General features: G+C 48.1%; 17 protein-coding genes and 1 pseudogene. 4 read left to right on the top strand and 14 right to left on the bottom strand.

Annotation, left to right across the window (positions count from 1 at the left end; genetic code table 11):
- Nucleotides 1-6: 6 nt before the first annotated feature.
- From celB to SB752_RS11870, 4 genes are all read right to left on the bottom strand, one after another.
- Complete coding sequence (gene celB, locus SB752_RS11885; protein WP_410715855.1) at nt 7-1,359, bottom strand: PTS cellobiose transporter subunit IIC; 1,353 nt, start codon at nt 1,357-1,359, stop codon at nt 7-9.
- Between the two features lie 12 nt (nt 1,360-1,371).
- Complete coding sequence (locus tag SB752_RS11880) at nt 1,372-1,674, bottom strand: PTS sugar transporter subunit IIB (RefSeq protein WP_213023640.1); 303 nt, start codon at nt 1,672-1,674, stop codon at nt 1,372-1,374.
- 205 nt (nt 1,675-1,879) lie between these two features.
- Complete coding sequence (locus SB752_RS11875) at nt 1,880-4,564, bottom strand: sigma-54-dependent transcriptional regulator (protein WP_410715854.1); 2,685 nt, start codon at nt 4,562-4,564, stop codon at nt 1,880-1,882.
- Between the two features lie 168 nt (nt 4,565-4,732).
- Nucleotides 4,733-6,490 carry a methyl-accepting chemotaxis protein gene (locus SB752_RS11870; protein WP_410715853.1) on the bottom strand — a complete coding sequence of 586 codons (1,758 nt, stop codon included), beginning with the start codon at nt 6,488-6,490 and terminating at the stop codon, nt 4,733-4,735.
- A gap of 276 nt (nt 6,491-6,766) precedes the next feature.
- On the opposite strand from SB752_RS11870, the gene SB752_RS11865 reads away from it, so the two are divergent.
- The 4 genes from SB752_RS11865 to lplT all read left to right on the top strand — a co-directional run bounded on the left by SB752_RS11865 (nt 6,767) and on the right by lplT (nt 12,216).
- Entirely contained in the window at nt 6,767-8,137 is a 1,371-nt protein-coding gene (locus SB752_RS11865; protein WP_410715852.1) for a sensor histidine kinase, read from the top strand.
- Between the two features lie 28 nt (nt 8,138-8,165).
- Nucleotides 8,166-8,804: a response regulator gene (locus tag SB752_RS11860; RefSeq protein WP_410715851.1), complete on the top strand. Its 639-nt coding sequence runs from the start codon at nt 8,166-8,168 to the stop codon at nt 8,802-8,804.
- 108 nt (nt 8,805-8,912) lie between these two features.
- Complete coding sequence (locus SB752_RS11855; RefSeq protein ID WP_410715850.1) at nt 8,913-11,024, top strand: AMP-binding protein; 2,112 nt, start codon at nt 8,913-8,915, stop codon at nt 11,022-11,024.
- A 1-nt stretch (nt 11,025) separates the two neighbouring features.
- Nucleotides 11,026-12,216, top strand: coding sequence for a lysophospholipid transporter LplT (lplT, locus tag SB752_RS11850; RefSeq protein ID WP_410715849.1), 1,191 nt, complete (start codon nt 11,026-11,028; stop codon nt 12,214-12,216).
- A 67-nt stretch (nt 12,217-12,283) separates the two neighbouring features.
- Here the strand turns inward: lplT and SB752_RS11845 are convergent, their stop codons facing one another.
- From SB752_RS11845 to SB752_RS11800, 10 genes and pseudogenes are all read right to left on the bottom strand, one after another.
- Nucleotides 12,284-14,242, bottom strand: a complete 1,959-nt coding sequence (locus SB752_RS11845; protein ID WP_486304116.1) for a bifunctional metallophosphatase/5'-nucleotidase — start codon at nt 14,240-14,242, stop codon at nt 12,284-12,286.
- A gap of 209 nt (nt 14,243-14,451) precedes the next feature.
- Entirely contained in the window at nt 14,452-14,709 is a 258-nt protein-coding gene (locus SB752_RS11840) for an HRDC domain-containing protein (RefSeq protein ID WP_410716055.1), read from the bottom strand.
- Nucleotides 14,710-14,769: 60 nt separating this feature from the next.
- Nucleotides 14,770-15,780: pseudogene (locus SB752_RS11835) on the bottom strand (RecQ family ATP-dependent DNA helicase); the annotation flags it as partial.
- Nucleotides 15,781-15,792: 12 nt separating this feature from the next.
- Nucleotides 15,793-16,227, bottom strand: a complete 435-nt coding sequence (locus SB752_RS11830; protein ID WP_410715847.1) for a DEAD/DEAH box helicase — start codon at nt 16,225-16,227, stop codon at nt 15,793-15,795.
- 168 nt (nt 16,228-16,395) lie between these two features.
- A complete protein-coding gene (locus tag SB752_RS11825) occupies nt 16,396-16,956 on the bottom strand; it encodes a VanZ family protein (protein WP_410715846.1) in 561 nt (186 codons plus the stop codon).
- Nucleotides 16,949-17,842, bottom strand: coding sequence for a D-alanyl-D-alanine carboxypeptidase family protein (locus SB752_RS11820; RefSeq protein WP_410715845.1), 894 nt, complete (start codon nt 17,840-17,842; stop codon nt 16,949-16,951). The genes SB752_RS11825 and SB752_RS11820 overlap by 8 nt, the downstream gene beginning before the upstream one ends.
- Nucleotides 17,843-17,950: 108 nt before the next feature.
- Nucleotides 17,951-19,063, bottom strand: coding sequence for a sensor histidine kinase (locus SB752_RS11815; protein ID WP_410715844.1), 1,113 nt, complete (start codon nt 19,061-19,063; stop codon nt 17,951-17,953).
- On the bottom strand, nt 19,053-19,745 hold the full coding sequence (locus SB752_RS11810; RefSeq protein WP_410715843.1) for a response regulator transcription factor: 693 nt from the start codon (nt 19,743-19,745) through the stop codon (nt 19,053-19,055). The genes SB752_RS11815 and SB752_RS11810 overlap by 11 nt, the downstream gene beginning before the upstream one ends.
- A gap of 524 nt (nt 19,746-20,269) precedes the next feature.
- Nucleotides 20,270-21,658, bottom strand: coding sequence for a class II fumarate hydratase (fumC, locus tag SB752_RS11805; protein ID WP_410715842.1), 1,389 nt, complete (start codon nt 21,656-21,658; stop codon nt 20,270-20,272).
- Between the two features lie 308 nt (nt 21,659-21,966).
- Nucleotides 21,967-22,644: an MgtC/SapB family protein gene (locus SB752_RS11800; RefSeq protein WP_410715841.1), complete on the bottom strand. Its 678-nt coding sequence runs from the start codon at nt 22,642-22,644 to the stop codon at nt 21,967-21,969.
- Between the last annotated feature and the right edge of the window lie 133 nt (nt 22,645-22,777).

The raw sequence follows: 22,777 nt of genomic DNA, 5'->3' as shown, positions 1-22,777 counted from the left end.
CCATTTTTACATCGGCACTGCTTTATCTGTTCCTACTGCTGAAGTGCCGGCTTGCTCCTCGCTCAGCTTTTGTTTGTCCCATATCCGGAAGAACGGATAGTAGATCAACAGGGACACGATTAAGTTTACGAACTGGAGGATACTTCCTGAAATTTTCCCACCCGTCGCCAAATAACCACTAATAATTAACGGTGTGGTCCAAGGAACCGCGACCCCGCTCGGCTTTGCTACCCATCCAAATGACATCGCCAAATAACTGATGATGACCAGCACAACTGGCGCCAAAACAAACGGAATGATCAGAATCGGGTTCATGACAATCGGCATACCAAACGTCACTGGCTCGTTGATATTAAACAAACCAGGGCCAATCGAGAGTCTGCTGATGTTTTTCATTTGCTCACTGCGCGCCCGCAGCAGCATCAGGATGACGAGAGCAAGTGTCGCACCTGAGCCTCCTGCATAAATCCACAGGTCAAAAAACTGTGTGGTGACAACGTTTGGCAGCTCCGCATTCGGATTAGCCTGGAACGCAGCCCTGTTTTGGTCCATCAGGGTTAGCCAGATCGGACTCATGATGCCGCCAACAATTGCTGCTCCGTGGAGACCCAGCGACCAGAGCAATTGAACCAGTAGCACGCAAACAATCGCGCCAATCATACTGCTGCCAAGAGCATTCAGTGGCCCAACAAGCAAATCTGCAACGATGTTGTGGATGCTTTCAAAGGTGGTGTTTTCAATCACAATGCGGAGAAGCCAAACAACTAAAAGCACGATAGATGCAGGGATCAAAGCAACAAACGAGCGGGAAACAGCGGGGGGAACACCATCTGGCATGGTGATCACAATCTTCTTCTGGATGATTTTGCGGTAAATCTCTGTCGACAATACAGCCAGCAGCATCGCGACAAAGAGTCCTTGGCTGCCCATTAGCGTGACCGGAATCACACCGCCTACCTCAACTGCTGTGCTGGCACCTTCTGGGGTAAACAGCGTTTTATAGGGAGTTGCCAGCAGGAAGGATGCAACGGAAATAGCGCCTGCTGATAACGGGTCTACCTTGTATTTTTCTGCGAGCCTGTAGGCAACGCCAAAGCTGACAATTAACGCCATGATGTCAAAGGTAGCATTCACTGGGTACAATAGCTTGGTTAGCCATTGATCACCGAAAATCCCGCTCATGAATTCGCTATAACCAGGTATGGGTATGAAGCCAATGATGAGAAATAGAGAACCGATAATTAACAAAGGCATGGTTAAAATGATCCCGTCACGGATGGCTTGCAAATGCTTCTGCTCCGCTATCCGACCGGCTACTGGCATGACGCGGTTTTCCAGGAATGAAATAAATCCCCCCATACATACCCTCCTCTACTTTTTTAACCGCAGCGCAAATTCCAGCACATTTTTGCCATTCAGCGTTCCGTAATCGATTGTACTGATTACATCAACCGGAATCCCTCTCGCATCCCCTTCCTTTTTCATTTCCGCTAGCTTGTAACGAACCTGGGGACCTATCAGCAGCACATCAGCCTGTTCAATGTTCTTCTTTACTTCATCTGCGGAAACGGCCCAGATCCGTGCGGCAATTCCTTTGTCTTTTGCAGCCTGCTCCATCTTTTGGACCAGCAGACTGGTGGACATCCCTGCAGCGCAGCAAAGCAAAATATTCAATCCATCTCCCCCCTTTCACACGCTTGATGCCATATAGATATAGCAAGCTACGTGCCAAAACACCCTTTTTGTATGCGCTTTCATAAAGAAGTGCGTAGCACCGCGTTTTTCCGATTTGGTGTACAAAAGCTCTGTTTTAGTGTTTCGCTGACAATCCGCTAGTGTATTGCGATCACATCCACTTTTTCAAAAAATAAAACACTATTTATGCTAGTGTTTTATTGTGTAGGAAGAAATTCATGATAAAGCAAACATCATCGTCCGTGATTGTAATCGCGTACTTCTCTTGCAGAGGCTGGAGCTCATGGCGGATCAAGCTGTAAAGCAGGCGGTTTTCGGCAAGAAAAGGCTCCTTGTCCTGATACGCAACTGAATGTGTATTTGCCCGCAAACGATCTACAAGGCAGCACATGTGGAGATACGTGCCAATTCTCGTATCGAAGATCAAGGTCGTATGCAAGCGCTCCTCCATACGACTCACACACGTCCTGACATCGCGCAGAACCTCTTTTCCCTCCACCTGGCCAAGGTGCTCCTTCAGCGTCTCCTCCATCTTCACATAGGCCTCTTCCAGGTCGATTGTCTGCTGAATGTCGTGCAAAGCTTCCCCGTTCAAAACGTCGTCCATGCCGTAGCAGCGCAGGTCCTTGTCCAGCATGTAGTTGCTCACCACACAAATTACTTCCCGCTCTGCCTTCATGTTTTTCAACTGCTTGCGCGCCTGTGCCTTGTCAATGAGCTGCAAGGGAACAAACTCTAGCAGCTGCTCATCATAGCGCAGACGTGATTCGAGCAGCTTTTTCAAAAAAAGCGCACTTCCTTCTCCTGTCAGACAAGCAGCTACGATAGCCATCTTGGGTGCCTGGGCACAAGTGATTTCCTTTGGCGGCTCTTCTGGCTGCTGCTGAAACAGAGTCATACTCGCCACATCGCGATACACATCCTCCAGAGACGCCCCCAGCATCGCCTTTCGAGTCGCCTCAATCACGTGCGGCGTACTGACCATAGGAATGACTCTGACCGGGATGCTGAGCTCTTTTGCGATCATTTCACCAAAGCCGAGTAACGAGCCCATATCTACGAGCAGGAGCAGGCCAGCCGTTCCACTGATCTGACGCGCGACCATGATCGCTTGCTCCAGCACTCGCATCGAATCGACTTCTAGCGGCAAATCAATCGCTTTGGCATAGTCTGTGACCAGCAGCCTGTTCGTCACATCGACCATCGCTGTCGCCCCGCCAGTGCCGTGAGTAATGACCAGGACGCCAATCGTTTCCCGTTCCTCCTGCATACTCTCGTCATCGAGTACAAAAAACATGGTGAGGTAACCCGCTTCCGCAATCGGTAAATCCATGAGGATTGCTTCCTCGATCATCCGCACGCATTCTAGCGCTACTGCAAATTCCTTTTTGTATTTGAGCCGTACGCCATTGATATGCGGATTTACGATCTGTTTCCCTTGTGCCAGCCTCTCCTTTGAGGTTTGTATGTGCAGAGCCAAACCAAAGATCACTTTTTGACTCAAAATCTTCCCTAATTTCGCTTCCGCATACTCCACGATCTCTTCTACCAGATGTATGATAATCGGATCGATAATCCGGGCCATATCATCCTTGTTAATCCGTTGATGTACGCCTTTGATAAACGGAGTAAAGTAATTTTCGATATCAAATTCTAGTTCCTCTTCGCTGACTCCTTGGTTTTGCAATTCGTATATTTTTTGCTCGATTTTTTCATATACACTGTTTGACGTTACTTCCGGCTCTCTTCCCACCGTCAAGCTATCCTCGGTAGGCAGGACAACAAAGCACTCGTTGTTCGTTCCAATCAATTCGTCCAAAGCAGACTTTTGTTCTTTTGCCAACAGTAGTCCCTTTTTCACATAATGGGGCATATCCTGGACGGTTACATGAAGCTGTTTTTTCTTCATGGAAATGAACTCTGCATACGCACTGGCACATGTAAGCTGAATATCTGTTTTTAGCTGCCCGATGTTATTGGGGCAATGATAGGACAAAAACGCTTGAATGGCACTCGCTGAAATCGTAATTTCCCTGCCCAAGCGAAACGCTTCTTCCCGAAAAAGCTTTATGACGAGTCCGAATCTCTCTTCGATGCGCCATTCCCTGAGGGAGGGAAGCCTGATAATCATTGGAATCCTTCTAATAAATGTTTTGAGCAGGCTGGACTCAGGATTTTCTGTCGTCGCGGAAATGATCTGCACCTGAGCCGTTCTCTCGATTTCTGTCTCCCCAACCCGTCGAAAGGTCCCCTTGTCCATAAAGGTGAAAAAAATCTCTTGTCCCTCTGCCGGTAGCCGGTGCACCTCATCGAGAAACAGAATACCGCCATCTGCCTTTTCCACGAGCCCTTTTCGATCATTTTCCGCTCCGGTATAGGCTCCCTTTTTCACGCCAAACAGCTGACTGATCAATAGCTGAGGGTTATTCGCGTAATCGGCGCAATTAAACACAACGAATGGCGCATTCTTGTCCAATCGTCCAATATCAACAGCAAATTCATGGATCAGAACGGCAAACCCCGACTTTCCCACACCCGTCTCCCCTAAAATCAGGCAATGCATCCCTCGGGGAGGATACAATACTGCTGCTTTTGCCTGCTCGACCGGTGTTAGCAGACTTTTGTTTGTTTTCGCCAGCCCGTCCAGACTCGTCTGCTCAAGCAATAAGGAGTTTTTGGCTTCTTTTGCGGAAAAAAGCGTTGGCCGCCCTTCTTCTTTTTCGACTTTGCCATCCTTCCATAAACGGTTCAGATCGCTACTGACATTCGCACGACTGAGGTTCAGCATTTCCGCCAGCTCTCCCGCACATATTTTTTTACCCGAACCAATTTCCACTAATTTTTGGAAAACGAGTTCCAAACGCTTCATCCTATCACCTGCCATTGATTAGATAGAAGATCGCCGCGTGATTTTTTAGTTTGTTTTCAATTCAACAGACATTTGGAAAAACCTTCCTAATGAATGATATGACGATGATTCATAGGCAATCACGAAAAAAAGCCAGTACTCTTTTAAAAAGAGACTGGCTTTGGCGCCCTAAACGTTTACCTGCTGGATTGCCTGCCGCATATCTAACGTATTGACACTCAGAACAGCAGAGGCCTCGTGTACTTGCTTCATCATTTCCAGCTGTTTACTTGTCATGGTCCGTATTTGCTCTGTCTGCTCGGTAACTCCACTTGCTACCTGCGCGATACTACCGAACTGTGCGACGATCTCCTCAGAGCCTGCTGACAGCTGCTCAGTCGTAGCGGAAACCTCCATGATTTGCTCACTGACCAGACGAAACGCTTTTACAGCGTGCAGGAACGATTGCTCTGCCTCCTGGGACAGCTCAACACCTTCCTGGATCTCTTCAGTAACGACCTCCATCTCCCCGCTGATTTTTCCCGATTCCGCCCCTATGCTCTCGAGCAAAGCCGTAATCTGTAGCACAGAGGATGCCGAGGCGTCCGCCAGCTTGCTTACTTCCTTGGCGACAACCGTAAAGCCGAGACCATGTTCACCTGCTCTGGCGGCTTCAATCGAAGCATTCAGCGCGAGAATTTTGGTCTGTTCCGTAAAGCTCCGAATAGATGCGAGTACATTTTCAATTTCATCTGAGTACGCTTTCAACTGCTTCGCCATGCTCAATGTATGCGCCGCAGAGGAGGATATATCACTCATTTGTTTATTCATTCGCTTCATCGCGTCATCACCTGATTGAGCGATGTCGACGGCCTGAACCGCAGCATCTGATACGGTAGCCGAAGAACCGGCAATTCGTGATATGCCTTGCGCGATTTCTTCCATAGCGGCCACACTATCATCCGCACTCTTCTTTTGAGAATTGGCTCCCTCGTAAATGACTTTTACCGTATCATTAATGGTTTGTCCCATCATCAGCATATGGTCGGCGTTTGTGGCGAACTCTTTTGAGGAGACAACCAGCTGGTCAGAAGTCTTGTCCATATTGACTACCAATCCACGCACTCGTGTATGTAAATTCTCGGACATGGACAGCATCGCCTTGTACACGGTACCAATCTCATCCTGTGAGCGAACCGGATGTGCACGCAAAATAACTCCCGCCTCTGCCAAATCACCCTCAGCCAGCCTCTCTGCACTAGCTCTCACTGTATGCAACGGACGCAATGCACGCTGGACGAACCAAATAATGGCGCCAATCGCCACTAACGTGATCACGAGCAGCATAGCGTAAAAAGGGAGGCTCTTCTTGATGACATTGGCAGCAAGCTGCTCAAATACAGCAGCATCCGTATCGATTCCAAGTGCGCCCATGACTGCGCCGCTTGCATCCTTTACAGGGACATACGCCGACAAATAGGTTCCATACTCTGGATTTTCTATGATAGGGGAGCTTGCCTTGTGTCCAGCCATCACGGATCGCACGGCGGCAGGAGGCATGTCCGTCACTTCATCAATGGGAGAAGCGTCAGGGTCCTTCGGCGGACGACCATCAATCATAATTCTCGGCTCTTGTTTCTCGTCAAATCGCACAAAATACACATAGCGCGCTCCAATTTGCGTTCGGAAAACGTCGAGCTCTTGTCGCAGCGACCAGTATAGATCTGTCTCCTGTGGTTCTTTTAAAAATTGAGCGTAGCGATCAGTCTGCATTCCTGCTGCGTAGCTTTCGGCAATACGCATATTGTAGCTGTTGATTCCGTCCTCGACAGCTGACCGGGTCTGAATGACTTGTGTCGCGATATTTCCGATAGCAATCAACACCAAAACGGCAATAATTACACATAAAATCCGAACAATCAAATGCTTCTTCATGAATCCCTTCATTCACTCGCTTCTCCTTTACACCTATCGCAAATCGAACTCGGTAAAAAGCCAAATATTTCTACATGCCCGAATACAATCATAGGTGATTTTTGTCGGCGAGAATAGATATGACTATTCAGAATATACACTGCAAAAACAAACTTTTTACACTGCTATTTATTCCTTCCACTTTGTAAAGAATTAACGTTTTTCCTTGGTAGATGATGAAATATCCGTTTCCAGGAGCGTCTGTACGGTATAATAGATCTATCATGTTTGACGGGAGAATATACAGCCATGATGGTTTTTACACTGTTTACCATATGGGCACTGGGTCTTTTGGTCTTGTTTACTGATCCCAAACGAACCTCGATCCGCTGGGCATGTGCAACTGCCTTTGTGGGAGGTAGCGGCTTTCTCTCTGGAGTCATCGATGAGACGCTCATTCCTTTGTGGAAAGACACCCTTGCCCTATATCCAGGCTCTGAGCAGTTTTTACTGTTTCTGAGCTACAGTGCATCATTTGTTTGCCAGACGGGACTGCCCTATACCTTTTTCATGTTTGCCGTTCATTCGTCGGAGTGGTTGTCGAGACAAGTGAAACAAATTGTACAGTATGCGGCCTTGCTGTTGCCGCTTTTTATGCTTGTGATCACACCGATCTATCCCGTTCTTTCTTTTAACTACTGGATCATGGTCGCCTGGGTCATACCCTTTTTTCTGGTTTCGTGCACGCTGCTCATCGTACAATATCGTCGCGAAAAGGACCCGCTTGTTAAGAAAAACAGCTTTTTTACCAATGTCCTGATCATCATTCCTCTTTTTTTCGTGTTTATTTTCATTTACGTCATGCGTATTCAAAATGATTACGAAGCATGGCGCTACAACATGCTCATCGTCGCTATCCAGTTCATTCTGATTGTTGCCATTAGTTTGAAATACGGGTTTCTCGGTGTACGACTCCGCGTGGAAAAAAAGCGTCTCGATAGTACACTGCGTGCACTGACATCCGGTGCGCAGATTATCAATCATACGATCAAAAACGAGGCAGGTAAAATCTCTCTTTACGCTGATCGCATTGAATCCTTTGCCGAGGAAACCAATCAGCCTTCCTTAAAAGAAGATGCACGCGTCCTTTTGCAATCGTCTCAGCACATGCTGGACATGATGAATCGTATTCAGGGACAGCTGCGCGAAGTAGAGCTGCGTGAGACGAATTGTTCACCTAGTCAGGTAGCTCGGCAGGTCATCTCGACCCTTACCCCTTATACAGATAAAAACAGAGTGAATGTAGAAACCGAGCTGGACGAGACGCTGCAGCTGCACTGTGATTCGGTACAGCTGCGGGAGATCATCACCAATTTATGCATGAACGCTCTGGAGGCTATGAAAAACGGAGGGACGCTGCGCTTGCAGTTATTTCGCTCCAACAAGCACCTTGTGATCGCTGTTGCAGACACAGGCACAGGTATATCTAAAGAGAATCTGCCACATGTACTCGATCCTTTCTTTTCTACCAAAAGAACTGGGCAAAACTTTGGATTAGGACTCTCTTATTGCTACAATGTCATGCAAAAGCATCAAGGACAGCTGGAAATCTACAGCGAGCCAGGGAAAGGGACTACCGTATTTTTGTTCTTCCCGAAAAAGCGTGTAGTACAAACTTAAATTACGAATGGAAGAGGTGACTACACTTATGGCCTCGATTACTGTTTTTCTCGTAGAAGACGACCCTGTATGGCGAAAGGGTCTCGTCGATTTTCTCAATAAGGAGCCGGATATTTCCGTAGTCGGTGAAGCTGGCACGAAGGAAGAGGCTATCGAACGTTTTGCTCCGGGCAAAGCCGATGTCGTGCTCATGGATATCAATCTGACGGAGAACAATTTGGACGGCATCGAAACCGCTGTTGCTTTTATGGAGCTCCAAGCCGACTGTAAAATCATCATGCTCACCTCGCTGACTGATGAGGACGTCATTGTGGAGTCGTTTTCAGCTGGAGCCGTCAATTACATCAGCAAAACTAGCTTCAAGGAAATACCAGACGCGATTCGAGCTGCCCATAACCGCGTGTCGGCAATCCACCCTACCGCTGCCGCTGCCCTGCGCAACGAATTTTTACGGATGAAAAAAGTGGAGGACCAGAAGCTGCTGTCCCCCGCTGAAAAGGACATTCTACAGCTCATCCACCAAGGGCAGACACAGACACAGATCGAACAATCACTGCACATCACCAAGCGCACCATCAAGAACCATATCAATCGCATCCTGAAAAAAATGGGCGTCAAAACGAGCAAGGAAGCAGCCGCAAAAGCCAACCAAAAAAAGCTGTTCTAGGTCTTATTACCAGGTACCAATGAATGTTGGTACTTTTTTTACTTTCTGCACACTTTACAATGAGAGCTATAGAGCAACGCCATTATCTTTTGTAAAGGTGTGGTACACATGGTACTCATTCATGCCTTCCTGAAAATGATCCTGATGCTTTGGTTCCGTCCTCGCATCAACGGTCTGCACAAACTCGATCTTTCGCAGCCATCGCTGATTATACCCAATCATGTCTCGCTAATGGATGCTGTCCTCTTGTCCTTTTGCCTGCCAAACGGTGCTACGTTCGTAGTCAATACGACAATCGCCAAGCGGTTTGCCTTTTTCCTCCGCTTCCGAAAGCACATCGCAATTGACCCGATGAATCCGTATTCGATTCGCCATATGCTACGCGTCATCAGAAGCGGTGAGACGCTGGTGATTTTCCCAGAGGGTCGCATCACCACCACTGGCAGCATGATGAAAATCTACAGTGGGGTCGGTTATTTGGCCCTGCGAACAGGTGTAAATGTATATCCGGTAGCCATCAAAGGCTTGGAGCGCTCCATCTTTTCGTACATGAAAGGAAAGCTCCCCCTCTCTTGGTTTCCCGATGTAACCATGACAATCGGTAGTCCTTTCACAATGGAACGCGATCCAAACCTGTCAATGCGTGCTCAAAAGGCAACAGCCAATGATCGGATTCTGCAAACCTTGCAAAACGAGCTGTTCCAAAGCCGCATGAAGCAAAACGTCAATCTGTTCGATGAAGTACTGGAGGCTGCACGTCTCAACGGCGCAAAGCTCGAAATCGCCAAGGATTTGACCAGCGCCATCAATTACCGGACGCTTTTGATTGGCAGCTACTTGCTCGGTAGCAAATTGCAGTCCAGCCTTTTAGGTAAGCCTGTAGTCGGCGTATTTCTGCCTAACTCAGTCGGTCATCTCGTGACTTTATTATCCTTGTTCCGCATCGGCAAAACGCCAGCGATTCTCAACTTCTCGCTCGGAATTCGTTCCCTGCTGGATTGCTGTGAGACTGCCCAGATCGATACGATTCTAACATCACGGGTATTTATCGAAAAAGGAAAGCTGGAGCATATTATCGCTGGTCTAGAACCACATCTGAAAATCGTTTATCTGGAGGATTTGAAGTCATCCGCCACTGGCTTCGACAAGCTCGCGGCACTCACTCGCTACCTGCTCAAGCAAAAGGCTTCTCCTGCAAGCGACAACGAGCTGATTCTGTTTACATCAGGCAGTGAAAGCAAGCCAAAGGGTGTCGTTTTGACACATACGAATCTGTACGCAAATATCCAACAGGTGACTACGGTCATCGATATTACGACCCGCGACAAGTTTTTCAACGCTCTGCCGATGTTCCACAGCTTCGGCCTCACAGCAGGTACGCTTTTGCCAGTCGTAAAAGGTGTTCCTGTCTATCTCTACCCGAGTCCGCTGCACTACAAGGCGATTTCGGAGCTGGTATACGATCAAAACGCAACCATTCTTTTCGGTACCTCAACCTTCATGGCAGGCTATGGTCGAATGGCGCACCCCTACAATTTTTACTCCTTGCGCTATGTTTTCGCAGGTGCCGAAAAGCTCAAGGACGATGTACGCAAGCTGTGGATAGAAAAATTCGGGGTACGGATTTTTGAAGGCTACGGGGCAACTGAAACGGCTCCGATCCTGTCACTGAATACGCCACTCGCCAATAAGCCAGGAACAGTCGGACGCCTGATGCCAGGCATGTCCTACAAGCTCGATGCAGTAAGCGGCATCGAGAAAGGAGGCGAGCTGCTCGTCAAAGGACCGAACGTCATGAAGGGATACCTCATCCACGGCAAAGGATTTATCCCTGCTGAAGAGTGGTACCACACAGGAGACCTCGTTACGACTGACAAGGACGGCTTTATCAGCATCCAGTCTCGCCTGAAGCGCTTTGCCAAAATCGGCGGGGAAATGGTTTCGCTCAATCTGATTGAGGAGCTGGCGATGCAATGCTTTGGGCACTCCGGCTTTGCAGCGATCACAGTAAACGATCCGCGAAAAGGTGAACGCGTCCTCCTGTTTACGACAGATGAGACAGTAGCACTCAGCCAGCTGCGAGCATACTTGACCGAAAAGCAATACTCACCGCTGCTCATTCCAGGCACGGTGCAGGTCATCAAGATTCTGCCTCTCCTCGGTAGCGGAAAAACGGATTACGTCACCCTGAAACAACTAGCTGAAAGTGGAGGAAAATGATGTGAACATACAACTTAAGCCACTACAAGCCCTATATTTCACTCAGTTTCTATCAGCCTTTTCCGACAACATGATTTTGTTTGTGATCGCCAATTTGCTGCGGGAGAATGGTTTTTCTCCCGCCATGCTCGCACTCGTATCGATTTCATTCTTTCTTCCTTATATTTTTCTCGCTCCTTTGGTCGGTCCTTTTGCCGACAAGCATCCGAAATCATTTGTACTGGTGATTGGCAACCTGATCAAAGCACTCGGTGTCCTGCTGTTGTTTGTCATTGACCACTCCAGCATCCTGCTGCTGATGCTCAGCTATTTTACCGTGGGAGTCGGAGCCGTTGTTTACTCCCCTGCCAAATACGGGATTTTGCCAGAGCTCACGCGTAATGAAGATGAGCTGTTTCATGCCAATGCGCGGATTGAAGCCTATACGATTTTTGCCATCCTGACCGGGATCGGCATCGGAGGGGCTGTCGCCTCTGTGACATCTCCTGCGTTCTCATCGGCGATTTGCCTGATTATCTATTTGCTTTCGCTCGCTATGACCTTTTTCATCCCACGGATGAGAGGCAACCTGTCCATTCGATATGGTGCCGAGGCGCGACGCTTTTTTATCGACTTCCAGCAGCTGCTGAATCGTCCTGACACAAGCTTTGCCCTGATTGGTACAGGGGCTTTCTGGATGAGCTCTGCTGTCCTGCGGGTGGCTGTGCTCGCCTGGATTCCGATCGCACTGGACATTAACCCACAGAGCTTTTCTGTATCCCTCATTCTGGCTACGACCTCGATCGGGATTATCGCCGGGGCATTCCTGGCTCCCAAGCTGATTCCACTGGCGCATTTTACTCGCTCGCTGACCTTTGGTTTCGGAATGTTTCTAATCATCGTGCTGTTCCCGTGGATTCACGTCACATTCATCGCGATTTGCTTGCTGCTGCTGGTTGGCTTTATGGGAGGTGTATTCATTATCCCTATGAATACCGTATTGCAGGAGGAAGGAAAGAAAATGGTCGGCTCGGGAAAAACGATTGCCATTCAAAACTTTATCGAAAACCTTTTGATGGCTGTTGGATCAGGCATCTACTACCTGATCGTTTACGCGGGGGTGTCCATCTCGGGAGCCATCGTCGGCCAGGGTCTGCTTCTCCTCGCGTTCCTCTTGTATTTGGTGAAGTATCGGAAGCGGATAAATGGCTGAAAAGAAGCCGTGACTGCGAGAGTCACGGCTTTCTTGTGTTCACTAAAGTATTCAGGATGCGAGAAGCTTACGGTTTAGGTGTTGCGGCTGCCGCAGCTTTTCTCGCTTGGTTCAGCTGCTTGTAGAATTCGCCTTTTGTTTTTACATTCGCGAATTTCGCTGCATCTACCTTCGCTTTTTCAGAAAGGGCTGCAATCTCTTCTTTGGTGACAGCATCCTTCACATTGATCGATGCGATATTGGTGTACTTGCCATCTTCTGTTTTTGGCACACTCAGGATGCCTGCATTGATCAGCTCTACTACATCATTACGTTCTGGAGCTGTCGTATCCACCCCGATAATTTTCCAGTTATTCTGTACTTTCGGCTCGTAGACGCCTTTTTTCACTTCTTTCAGGTAAGCAATCGCACGGTTGCGGATTGTACCTGCGGTTTCACCAAACGTGGTATTGTCTTTGGAGGACCACAGCTGTTCAAACTTGCGTCCTTCCAGAGCGCCACCTTTTGCTTGCAGAGCTTCCATACGGTATGCGTTCATACCAAGCTTTAGCGTATCTTCAGCTTTGATCAAGGTTCCATCGAGCTTGCGCAGGTTGGTGATACGGCTGCCATATGGCTTGGACAAATCAATTTCGTATTTCACGTTGCCGAAGAAATCGTTGGTGCTGTATTTGGAAGCGCGGCGTTTGCTATCAAAGCTCACGGTTACATCGCCAGGACGTGCCGTGTTGAAATAGCCTACTGCCCACTCCATATAATCCTTGAGGTCTTTTCCGGTTACTTTGTAAACGGTGATTTCGCCGCCCGCATATTGATAGTTATAGGCGATATCCTTTTTCTTGATCGGACCTACGTCGAGCTTTGCCTTGTCGTTGTCGATTTGGTGAGCAACGACGTCAGCCTTGCTATAGTAGAGCATCACTTCATGGAAGAAATCAGATAAAGGCGTCTCCTGAATTTGGACCTGTGGAATTCCCTCAATCTCGTTTTTCGGCACGAGGTTCATGCCTTTCAGCTCTGCTACCACGATGTTGGCATCTGCACGTGCAAACTCGTGGAACGGCGTCAGCTTGGTTTCCAGCTCAGGATCGGATACAACTGGCGTGCCATCTGCACCTTTGATAGGGAGAGCAGTTGCTTCTTTTCCAGCCAGCACGACTTTGCCATTTTTCTTTTCAAACGTCAGGTCAATGCGGGAGAGATGGGTACCGTATTTGTCCGGTTCAGTGATCAGTACACCGTTGATCTCCTCTTTTTTCACCAGCTTGTGCATATGTCCAGCAAAAATAGCGGTCAATTCTGGTACAGCGTTTGCGATGTCTGCTACGCCTGTGCCTGGAATTCCGTTTTCATTTTCGATGCCCATGTGCATAACACCGATCATAACGTCTACTTTTCCTTGCAGCTCTTTTACGGCTTTTTTGGTTTCTTCTACCGGATTTTTGATCACGAGGCCATCCAGATGATCCGTTCCTTTTTCAAAGTCAGTGATCATCGGTGTGTTCATCCCGATCAAACCGATTTTGACGCCAGCGCGTTCAACAATAGTATAGGCCGGGAAGTAACGCTCACCGTTTTCTTTATAGATGTTACCTGCAAGTACAGGCCCTTTATATTGACTGCTGATTTTGTCGAGTGTATCGAGTCCAAAATTGAACTCATGGTTACCAAACGCCCACGCATCGTAGCCCATTTCGTTCATCGCAACCATCATCGGAGATTGTGGCTGGTCATTGAACAGCTCAGCAGAGTTGTCTTGAATCGAGTCTCCTGCATCCACCAGCACCGTGTTCGGGTTCTCTTTGCGAATCTCTTTGATCATCGTGAACAGCTGCGTCAAGCTTCCGCTTTGATTCGGACCGTCCAAAGCGTAGTCCCACGGCATGAAACGTCCGTGAATGTCAGATGTGCCCAAGAGTGTAATCTTGGTTGGTGCTTCTGCTGCTTTTGTCGGTGCTGGCGCCCCCATGACGCCGCTACCGAGTACCAACGCTGATAACGCGATGCTTGCCAGCGTTTTCCCCATACGTCCTCGTAGTTTTTTCATGTTTTCCCCTCTACTTGTCTCATTGTCAGTACCTTACGATTTGTTGCTTTTTTCTTTCTCTTTTCCCTAGAAACTCCCCTCTCTTTCTACCAATATTACTCAACTATACCAGTCAATTTATCTGATCACCATTGAAAATTGGTACATATAGCCCTTTTCGTTTGAAAAAAAGCCGTGACGAGGAATCATCACGGCTTTACGGCAGCATAGCTTTGCAAACACTCCAGGAAGAGCTGACCATATTTATCGAATTTGGACTCCCCGACTCCTTTGATCTGAAGCATCGCTTGCTTGTCTGTCGGGCACAAGCTGCTCATTTCCTTTAAGGTGCTATCGTGGAAAATAACATACGGTGGCAGGCCCTCGCGCTGTGAGATTTCTTTGCGTAGCGTACGCAATCTCTCAAACAGCTCGTCATCCTCAGTCAGCTGTACCGGACGAATCACGATCTTTTGCACGACTCGCTCCTCTCCTTTGAGGACTGGCAATGCCCGCTCTCCCAGCTTCAGGATCGGATACTGGCTTTCGGTTACTTGCAGATAGCCTTCCGCGATCAACAGCTGGATCAGGTCGACGATTTCTTTTTCCTTATATTCCTTCATCAAGCCGTACGTCGGCAATTCGTCAAAACGGAACTGCGTCACCTTTTTGTTTTTGGAGCCTTTGAGCACCTGCGCGACCAAGGCAGCACCGAAGCGCTCCCTCATCCGTTTGACGCAGGAAAAAATCTTCTGCGCCTCCAGCGTAATATCGGAGAGCTCCGTTTCATCCGTGCAGTTTCCGCATTGTCCACACGCTTGCGCATCCGTTTCACCGAAGTATTGGACGATGTATTGCTGCAGACAGCGTGGCGTCCGGCAATAGTCGATCATCGCGTACAGCTTTTTGTACTCGTGCTCCTTGCGTTCTTCCAGCAATTGATTTTGCTCAATGAAGAACGTCTGGGTCTGAATATCCTGCGGCTGGAACAGCAGGATGCATTCGCTTGGCTCCCCGTCGCGTCCTGCGCGCCCTGCCTCCTGATAGTACGCTTCCAAATTTTTCGGCATGTTATAGTGAATGACATAACGGACGTTGGACTTGTCGATTCCCATCCCGAATGCATTTGTAGCGATCATCGTACGTACATCATCGTACAAAAACGCCTCTTGATTGTGCGCACGCTCCTCCTCTGTTAGCCCGGCATGATATTTAGTCACTTCATATCCGCGCTTATGCAGATCAGCGTGGAGCGCATCCACGTCTTTTCGCGTAGCCGCATAAATGATTCCGGCCTGCTGTGCATTCGCACGCAAATATTGCTGGATAAACTCTCGTCTGTTCTCTCCTTTTCGCACGGATAAAAGTAAATTGTCCCTGCCAAAACCGGTGATGAAAAGACGCTCATCCACCAGCTCTAGCTGTCTGCGAATATCTTCTGTTACCTCGGGTGTTGCAGTCGCCGTCAAAGCTGCGACAATCGGGCGCTTCGGCAATGAGCGCAAGAAGCGTGCGATCTCCAGGTAGCTCGGGCGGAAATCGTGGCCCCACTAAGAGACACAATGCGCTTCATCAACGGCAACAAAGGAAATCGGCACATCCTTAATCAGCGCTTGAAAGGCTTCCGATTCGAGCCGCTCTGGGGCAATGTACAAAAGCTTGTACTCTCCGCGCGCTGCCATCCGCAAGCGATCACGCACCTCGCCATAATCGAGTGAGCTGTTAATTTGTGTAGCTGGTATGCCCATGCTGATGAGGACATCTACCTGGTCCTTCATCAACGAAATGAGTGGAGAAATGACAATCGTCACGCCGTCGTATAGCATCGCCGGGACCTGATAGCAGATGGATTTCCCGCCACCGGTCGGCATGATGCCCACAGTATCGTGACCCGTCAAAAGACTCTCAATGATCTTCTTTTGTCCCTCTCGAAACGAAGGGTACCCATAATACTTTTGCAAGACTTCTACAGCTTTATTTAACAAAGAGAATTCACCTTCTCTTTCGAAATGTTTTTTCAATGGTTCTACTAGTGTAACCATAGGTGTTGGGACAAAACAAGTGGTCGTTCCGGCTTTAGTGGAGGTAGGGAGGTAGGGATACAGAACTAAAAAAGCACCAATGGGGTGCTTTTTATCATGAATAGCATTCTGTTAGTGCGCTTCACTCATAAGTGTCCTTGATTTCCTTGACTTCCACCAGAACATCAGCCGATACGACAAGTACACGCCGTAGCCGAGAGCGCCTCCGGTTGTGTTCAGCAGGATATCGTCTACATCAAAGATTCCGCAATTGGTGACGAGCTGGGTCGTTTCCAAGCCGAGGCTAAATAAAAATGAAAGCAGGACGACCTTGCCGAGTGACTGAAGCTTTTTGGAGAAAAGAAGAGGTACCATAAAGCCAAATGGCATAAAGGCGATCACATTTCCTAAAAGATTGATCATGCTGTGGACACTGCCGCTTTCCCGAATAGCCATGAGGTATCGCTCTATCTCGTGGAAGGGCACCAGGTTTCCGCGGTATTGCAGTCTTTCCCAGATGGAGCTCGGATTGCTCACACTTTGCTGCCACTGACCGTAGATTAGCTCCAGCTCCATACTTCCAAATTTTAAAAGCAAAATTTTGATCACGAGAAACAAATAAAGTGCGAATACCGCATATTTCAGCAGGGCTACCATCACAGCTGACGTTGAATGGCTCCTCACGTTAGTCATTCTTAAACCCCATCTCCAACAGTTTTTTGGTTTCTGTAAAACGTGCCGCTTCATCTTTTGTTCCCATTACAACAGAAATCAAACGTTTATTTCCTCGCTGAGCTGTTCCTGTGAAGCAATAACCTGCTTCGTCGGTAAAGCCTGTTTTTAGCCCATCCAATCCGGCTACCTGCATCGCTTCGTCATTTGCGTGCAGCATGAGGTTGGTATTCGAAACACGTTCTTTGGTAGAGGACAATTTTACAATTGGCTCTGAAGTCACCCTTATGATGTCAGGAAAATCATTGATGAGACGATACGCCAGCATACCTACGTCTCTCGCTGTCATTTCGTTATGCCCATAGTCATAGGCAAGACCTGTAGCATTCACAAACTGGGACGACTTTAGGTTTAGTTCTACTGCCTTTAGATTCATTTGCTCTGCAAAAGCAGATGTACTCCCCGCCAGGTATTCCCCAATCGCCACCGCTGCATTGTTTGCCGAGCCGACTGCCATCGCCTCATACAGGTCTTTGAGGGGATACGTTTCCCCTTCAACGAGATTTACTCGGGAGCCCTCCGTTGTCGCGGCATTTTTGGAGATGGGAATCCGATCTGTCCAATCCGCTCTCTGCTCCTTGATTGCTTCGAGGAGCAAATACTCCGTCATCATTTTTGACATGCTTGCTACTGGATATAGCGTATCTGCATTTTTGGTATAGAGCACTTCACCTGTGCGACTATCGAGCAGAATAGCTGCCCGTGCATCGAGGTCTACGTGATTATTTTCAGTGATTGCTACTTGCGGTTCGTTCTCCAAGTCGGCCCATGCCGATATTTCGTTATGAAAAAAGGCATACCCAATTACGGCAAACATTAAGAGTAGCAGCAGTGTTCCTCTGTTCAAAAAAAGCCCCTCCTTACCTCCATGAACCACATCTTTCGTTCATGCTGATAAGGATAGGCTTTTGGAATAAAAAAAATCAAAATGAAAGGTAAAGAAAAAGTAAAGGATTTATGAACTATGCGTGATTTTGATCGGAAGCCACACGGTAAAGGTCGTCCACTCTTTCGTGCTGTCGGCTGTAATGCTGCCCTGGTGCAGATCGATAATGCTTTTGGCGATGGCAAGTCCCAAGCCCGAGCCCCCTGTTTCCTGTGACCGGGAGCCTTCTACCCGATAAAAACGCTCAAACAGATTGGGCAATGATTCAGCGGGAATCGGCCTGCCGTTGTTAGCAACGGAAAAGACTACGCCCTGTTCATGAAGGAAGACGCGAATAATGATTTCGGTCCCGTCACGTCCGTATTTCAAGGCGTTGGAAATGAGATTTTCCAGCACGCGTACCAGCTTGTCTGTATCCCCGACCATTTCGATTTTGTGGTCAGGCGTTTCCACGCGCATCACTAAGTCAGCCTCGTGTGCAGCTACACGAAAGCCTACCGCGACTTGCTCCACCAGCTCGACCAGGTCGAATTTAATTTTGCTTACATGTGCTCCGCGATTGCGCATTTTGGTGTACTCAAACAAGTCATTGACCAGCACATTCATTTGCTTTGCTTTTTCATAGGCGATATGTGTGTATTGCTTGATTTGCTCTTCGTCACGGTATTTCTTTTGTTCAATCAAGCCCAAATATCCGATGATCGAGGTTAAGGGTGTACGCAGATCATGCGAAACATTGGTGACCAGCTCATCCTTGGACTGCTCCAGACGCCGCTCTTCCTCCATCGCATCGATCGTGCTTTGGACTAAGGCATGGATACTATCCACTACATCTCCCAGGCTGCCACTTGATCTGATTGATATTTTGTGATGAAAATTCCCTTTGGCGATGTAATGAAGCTCGGAAATAATTTGCTCCATTTGCTTTTGCTCCATATATTTCCGAGTCCGCACGATGATCCACGCGATAAACAGACCTGTCGCAAGCAAAATAATCGGTATTTTAAAGGAGTCCGTACCAAAGTTGCGACGCATCAGCCATACGTAGTTCCTGATTTCCGGGATGTTGTACAGATAGTTATTAGCGAGGAAAGAAGCTAATTGGAAAACTGCATAGAAAATCAGGAGACCTAGTAACAGATCTACCAAAATGCGCAGAAAATCCTTTATATTAAGCTTCAATTTTGTAGCCTACCCCCCAGACCGTTTGAATCACCTTTTCCCCACTAGTCGCCCTCTCCAGCTTTTCTCGTAGATTGCTGATGTGAACCATCACGGTCTTATAGGAGACGTAATTTTCCATTTTCCAGCAGCGATCAAAAATCTCCTCGGAGCTGAATACCCGGTTGGGATGGCTCGCCAATAAAAACAGGACGGAAAACTCAAGGGCAGTCAATTTAATCGGAGTGCCATCCTTGGTCTGGACGACATGACTCTGCTTGTCGATGATGAGCGGACCTGCCTCGATCACATCTTCCTGTTTGTTTTGCTGGCTGTAATTTGCTCGGCGCAAAAGCGATTTGACCCGTGCAATCACTTCCAGCGGGTTAAAGGGCTTTGCTACATAATCATCCGCACCTGTCATTAACCCCATGATTTTATCCATGTCATTCGTTTTGGCACTTGCCATCAGGATGGGGATCTGTGAGTTTTTCCGTACTCGCTTGGTTACCTCGATGCCATCCAGGTTAGGCATCATCACGTCGAGTATGACGAGGTCAATCGACTTTTGGGCGAGCCTCTCCATCGCTTCCAAGCCGTCAAAGGCTTTTTCGATTTCGAACCCTTCGTTGAGCAAATATATTGCCAAGAGGTCCACAATCTCTTTATCATCATCCACAATCAGAATCCTCAACGCTTTCACCTCCGAAGCGTGCTTTGATAGACCCACTATAACAAAAAAACCTAAAGAAAACGTAAAGAGGGGAGGGCATAAACAAAAACATCTATTTGGGGAGTGGTCGGCCGGCTGTAGTGGTGGGGAGGAAAAAGGAGAAAACGCTGCAGATACTTGGGTCACTAGCTGGGGGTCGTTCCTGTACGGCTGCATGGAAAAAGAGAAACCGCGTCCAAAGTAGCCCACACTGAAAGTATCTCAGAGGTGGACGCTTAAAGGCGTGTTTCTCTTTTTACATTCCGCCTGGGTAGGTGCCCCAAAGATCTGCCGCTTATTTCTCCTTTTTCCTCGATGCCAGCTTTGGTGGGAAACCCGGGCTGTTTTTGTTGGTATTTCAAGGCGGACGGAAAAAAAGAAGGTGAGGGGCTTCCTTCGTCGTAAGTTAAGGAATGAATGGCTTGTCCCTGCTTACAGGATAGACAAAACCGATGGCTTGGAGACCATCGGTTTGTTAGGAGTGCGGCTTTGATCGAAACACGCGCCGCTATTTCTTATTCTTTTGGATGAATCATTTGTTCTGGGCGGACTACTTCATCGAATTTCTCTTCGGTGAGCAGGTTGCTCTTGATTGCTGCTTCTTTGAGGGTGATGCCCTCTTTGTGTGCGAGCTTGGCAACTGCTGCTGCATTTTCATAGCCGATGTGCGGATTGAGTGCAGTCACCAGCATGAGGGAGTTGTTCAGGTTTTCTTTGATGACTGACAGGTTTGGCTCGATTCCGATGGCGCAATGGTCATTAAATGATTTCATCGCATCCGCAAGCAGTCTTGCTGATTGCAGGAAGTTGTAAATGATGACTGGCTTGAATACGTTCAGCTCAAAGTTTCCCTGGCTCGCAGCAAAGCCGATTGCTGCATCATTGCCCATGACCTGGCAGGCAACCATCGTGATCGCTTCACTTTGCGTCGGATTTACTTTTCCGGGCATGATCGAACTGCCTGGTTCGTTCGCTGGAATGACGATCTCGCCAATTCCGCAGCGTGGACCACTCGCGAGCCATCTGACGTCATTAGCAATTTTCATCAGATCGGCTGCCAGCGCCTTCAAGGCACCGTGTACATGCACGAGCTCATCGTGGCTGGTCAGGGCATGGAATTTGTTTTGTGCGGTCACAAATTTAGTATTCGTCTCGCTGCTGATTTCTTCTGCGACCATTTCTCCGAAGCGAGGATGTGCATTAATGCCTGTTCCGACAGCAGTCCCGCCAATCGCCAGCTCGCGCAGATACTCGCTGCTTTCCTTAATCATCTTTTCCGTTTTTTCGAGCATGCGAACCCAGCCACTGATTTCTTGTCCGAGGGTCAACGGCGTTGCATCTTGAAGATGCGTGCGTCCGATTTTAATAATGTCCATGTACGCTTCGCTCTTTTGCTTCAAGGTTTGAGCAAGTACCTGCAAAGCAGGCAGCACCTGATCCTCGATGGCGACAAGTCCAGCCACGTGCATAGCAGTTGGGAACGTATCGTTGGAGCTTTGCGATTTATTCACGTCATCGTTGGCATGAATACGAGCTGCGCTACCCTTTTGCTCCAACAGCTGGTTCGCACGGTGGGAAATGACCTCGTTGACGTTCATGTTCGACTGCGTGCCGCTGCCAGTCTGCCAAACAACGAGTGGGAAGTGTTCGTCCCACTTGCCAGCGATCACTTCGTCAGCCGCTGCTACGATAGCCTCTGCCTTGTCGTTATCCAGCTTGCCCAGCTTTTGATTTGCACGAGCCGCACTCTTTTTCAGAATCGCAAACATACGAATGACCATCAGCGGCATTTTTTCATCGCCGATCTCAAAGTTTTGGAAGCTGCGCTGTGTTTGCGCACCCCACAATTTATCTGCCGGGACCTTCATTTCCCCCAGGGTGTCCTTTTCTATGCGAAATTCCATGACTGCTCCTCCTTTTTCGTCGTGTAGCTGCCTCTCTTATTCTTATGTAACCAGCTACAGCCATTCTCTAACTGTACACTTCATCGATTCTTTCTTTATCTTGTCCATTTATTTCTGGTCGAACGGAAAACATTTGGAATTACTTGCTTACAATTTTGATGATAATGATTTTCATTCTTGTTATCAAGCACTAACATGCCTTAAAGTGTTTGAATATCTTGAGCCTCAGGCAACGCATACTCGATCGGCACAGCAAAAAGACCGAAACGCCTGTTCCAAGGCTCGTCTCGGTCTCTTCTTTCTGCCATTTATCTGCTCTCCACCTCTACAGAAACGACGTGATCCACTTCCTTTAACAAGCTGTAAATCTCGGTCGTATACGTATCTTCAGAGGCAGTAATCATCATCTCCAGCTTTTGCTGGTTACTTTCCACATCTTTTACTTTTACACGCTTCACTTGCATATCGAGATGCTTGATCTGCTTGAACACATCATCGAGGTTGCCCTCACCCTGCACCACAATTTTGATCGACAAATCGCGTTGACGCAATGATCGTGGACCTACCCATCTCAAAATGAGTGGAAACAGGTTAATGGCTAAAATGATCAGGAGAGTAGCGGTGAGTGCTTCAAAATAAAAGCCCGCACCTACCGCAATACCTAGCCCGGATGCCGCCCAAACCATTGAAGCAGTAGTCAAGCCGGAGATCACATCGTTGCTTCGGCGCAAAATCACACCTGCTCCGAGAAAACCGACCCCACTGACGATTTGTGCTGCCAGGCGCAATGGGTCCATATTGGTATGTCCGGGCAAGGAGAAGCGATTCACCGATTCTATCGATACAATCGTGATCAGACAGCTGGCTACTGAAATAACCATGCTTGTCTTTACACCTAATGGCTTATGCTTCAGCTGTCTGTCCACACCGATCAGCAGGCCGAGAAACATAGCCACCCCCAGCTTCATCAAAAAAACATAAGACAATGATTTCTCCTCCCTTCTGCCAACCAATGTCAGCTTTTCTTCCATCATCTATTATTGAAAGTATATACGCTCTCCTCGAAAAATAGGAGAGAAATTTTTACATAGAGGCAAAAAGATCATTCCTCCGCTGCCG

Source organism: Brevibacillus sp. SIMBA_040, from assembly GCF_046535075.1.
Taxonomy (GTDB): domain Bacteria; phylum Bacillota; class Bacilli; order Brevibacillales; family Brevibacillaceae; genus Brevibacillus.
Note: the sequence above shows the minus strand (reverse complement) of the source record. Positions and strands in the feature narration are given on the sequence as shown.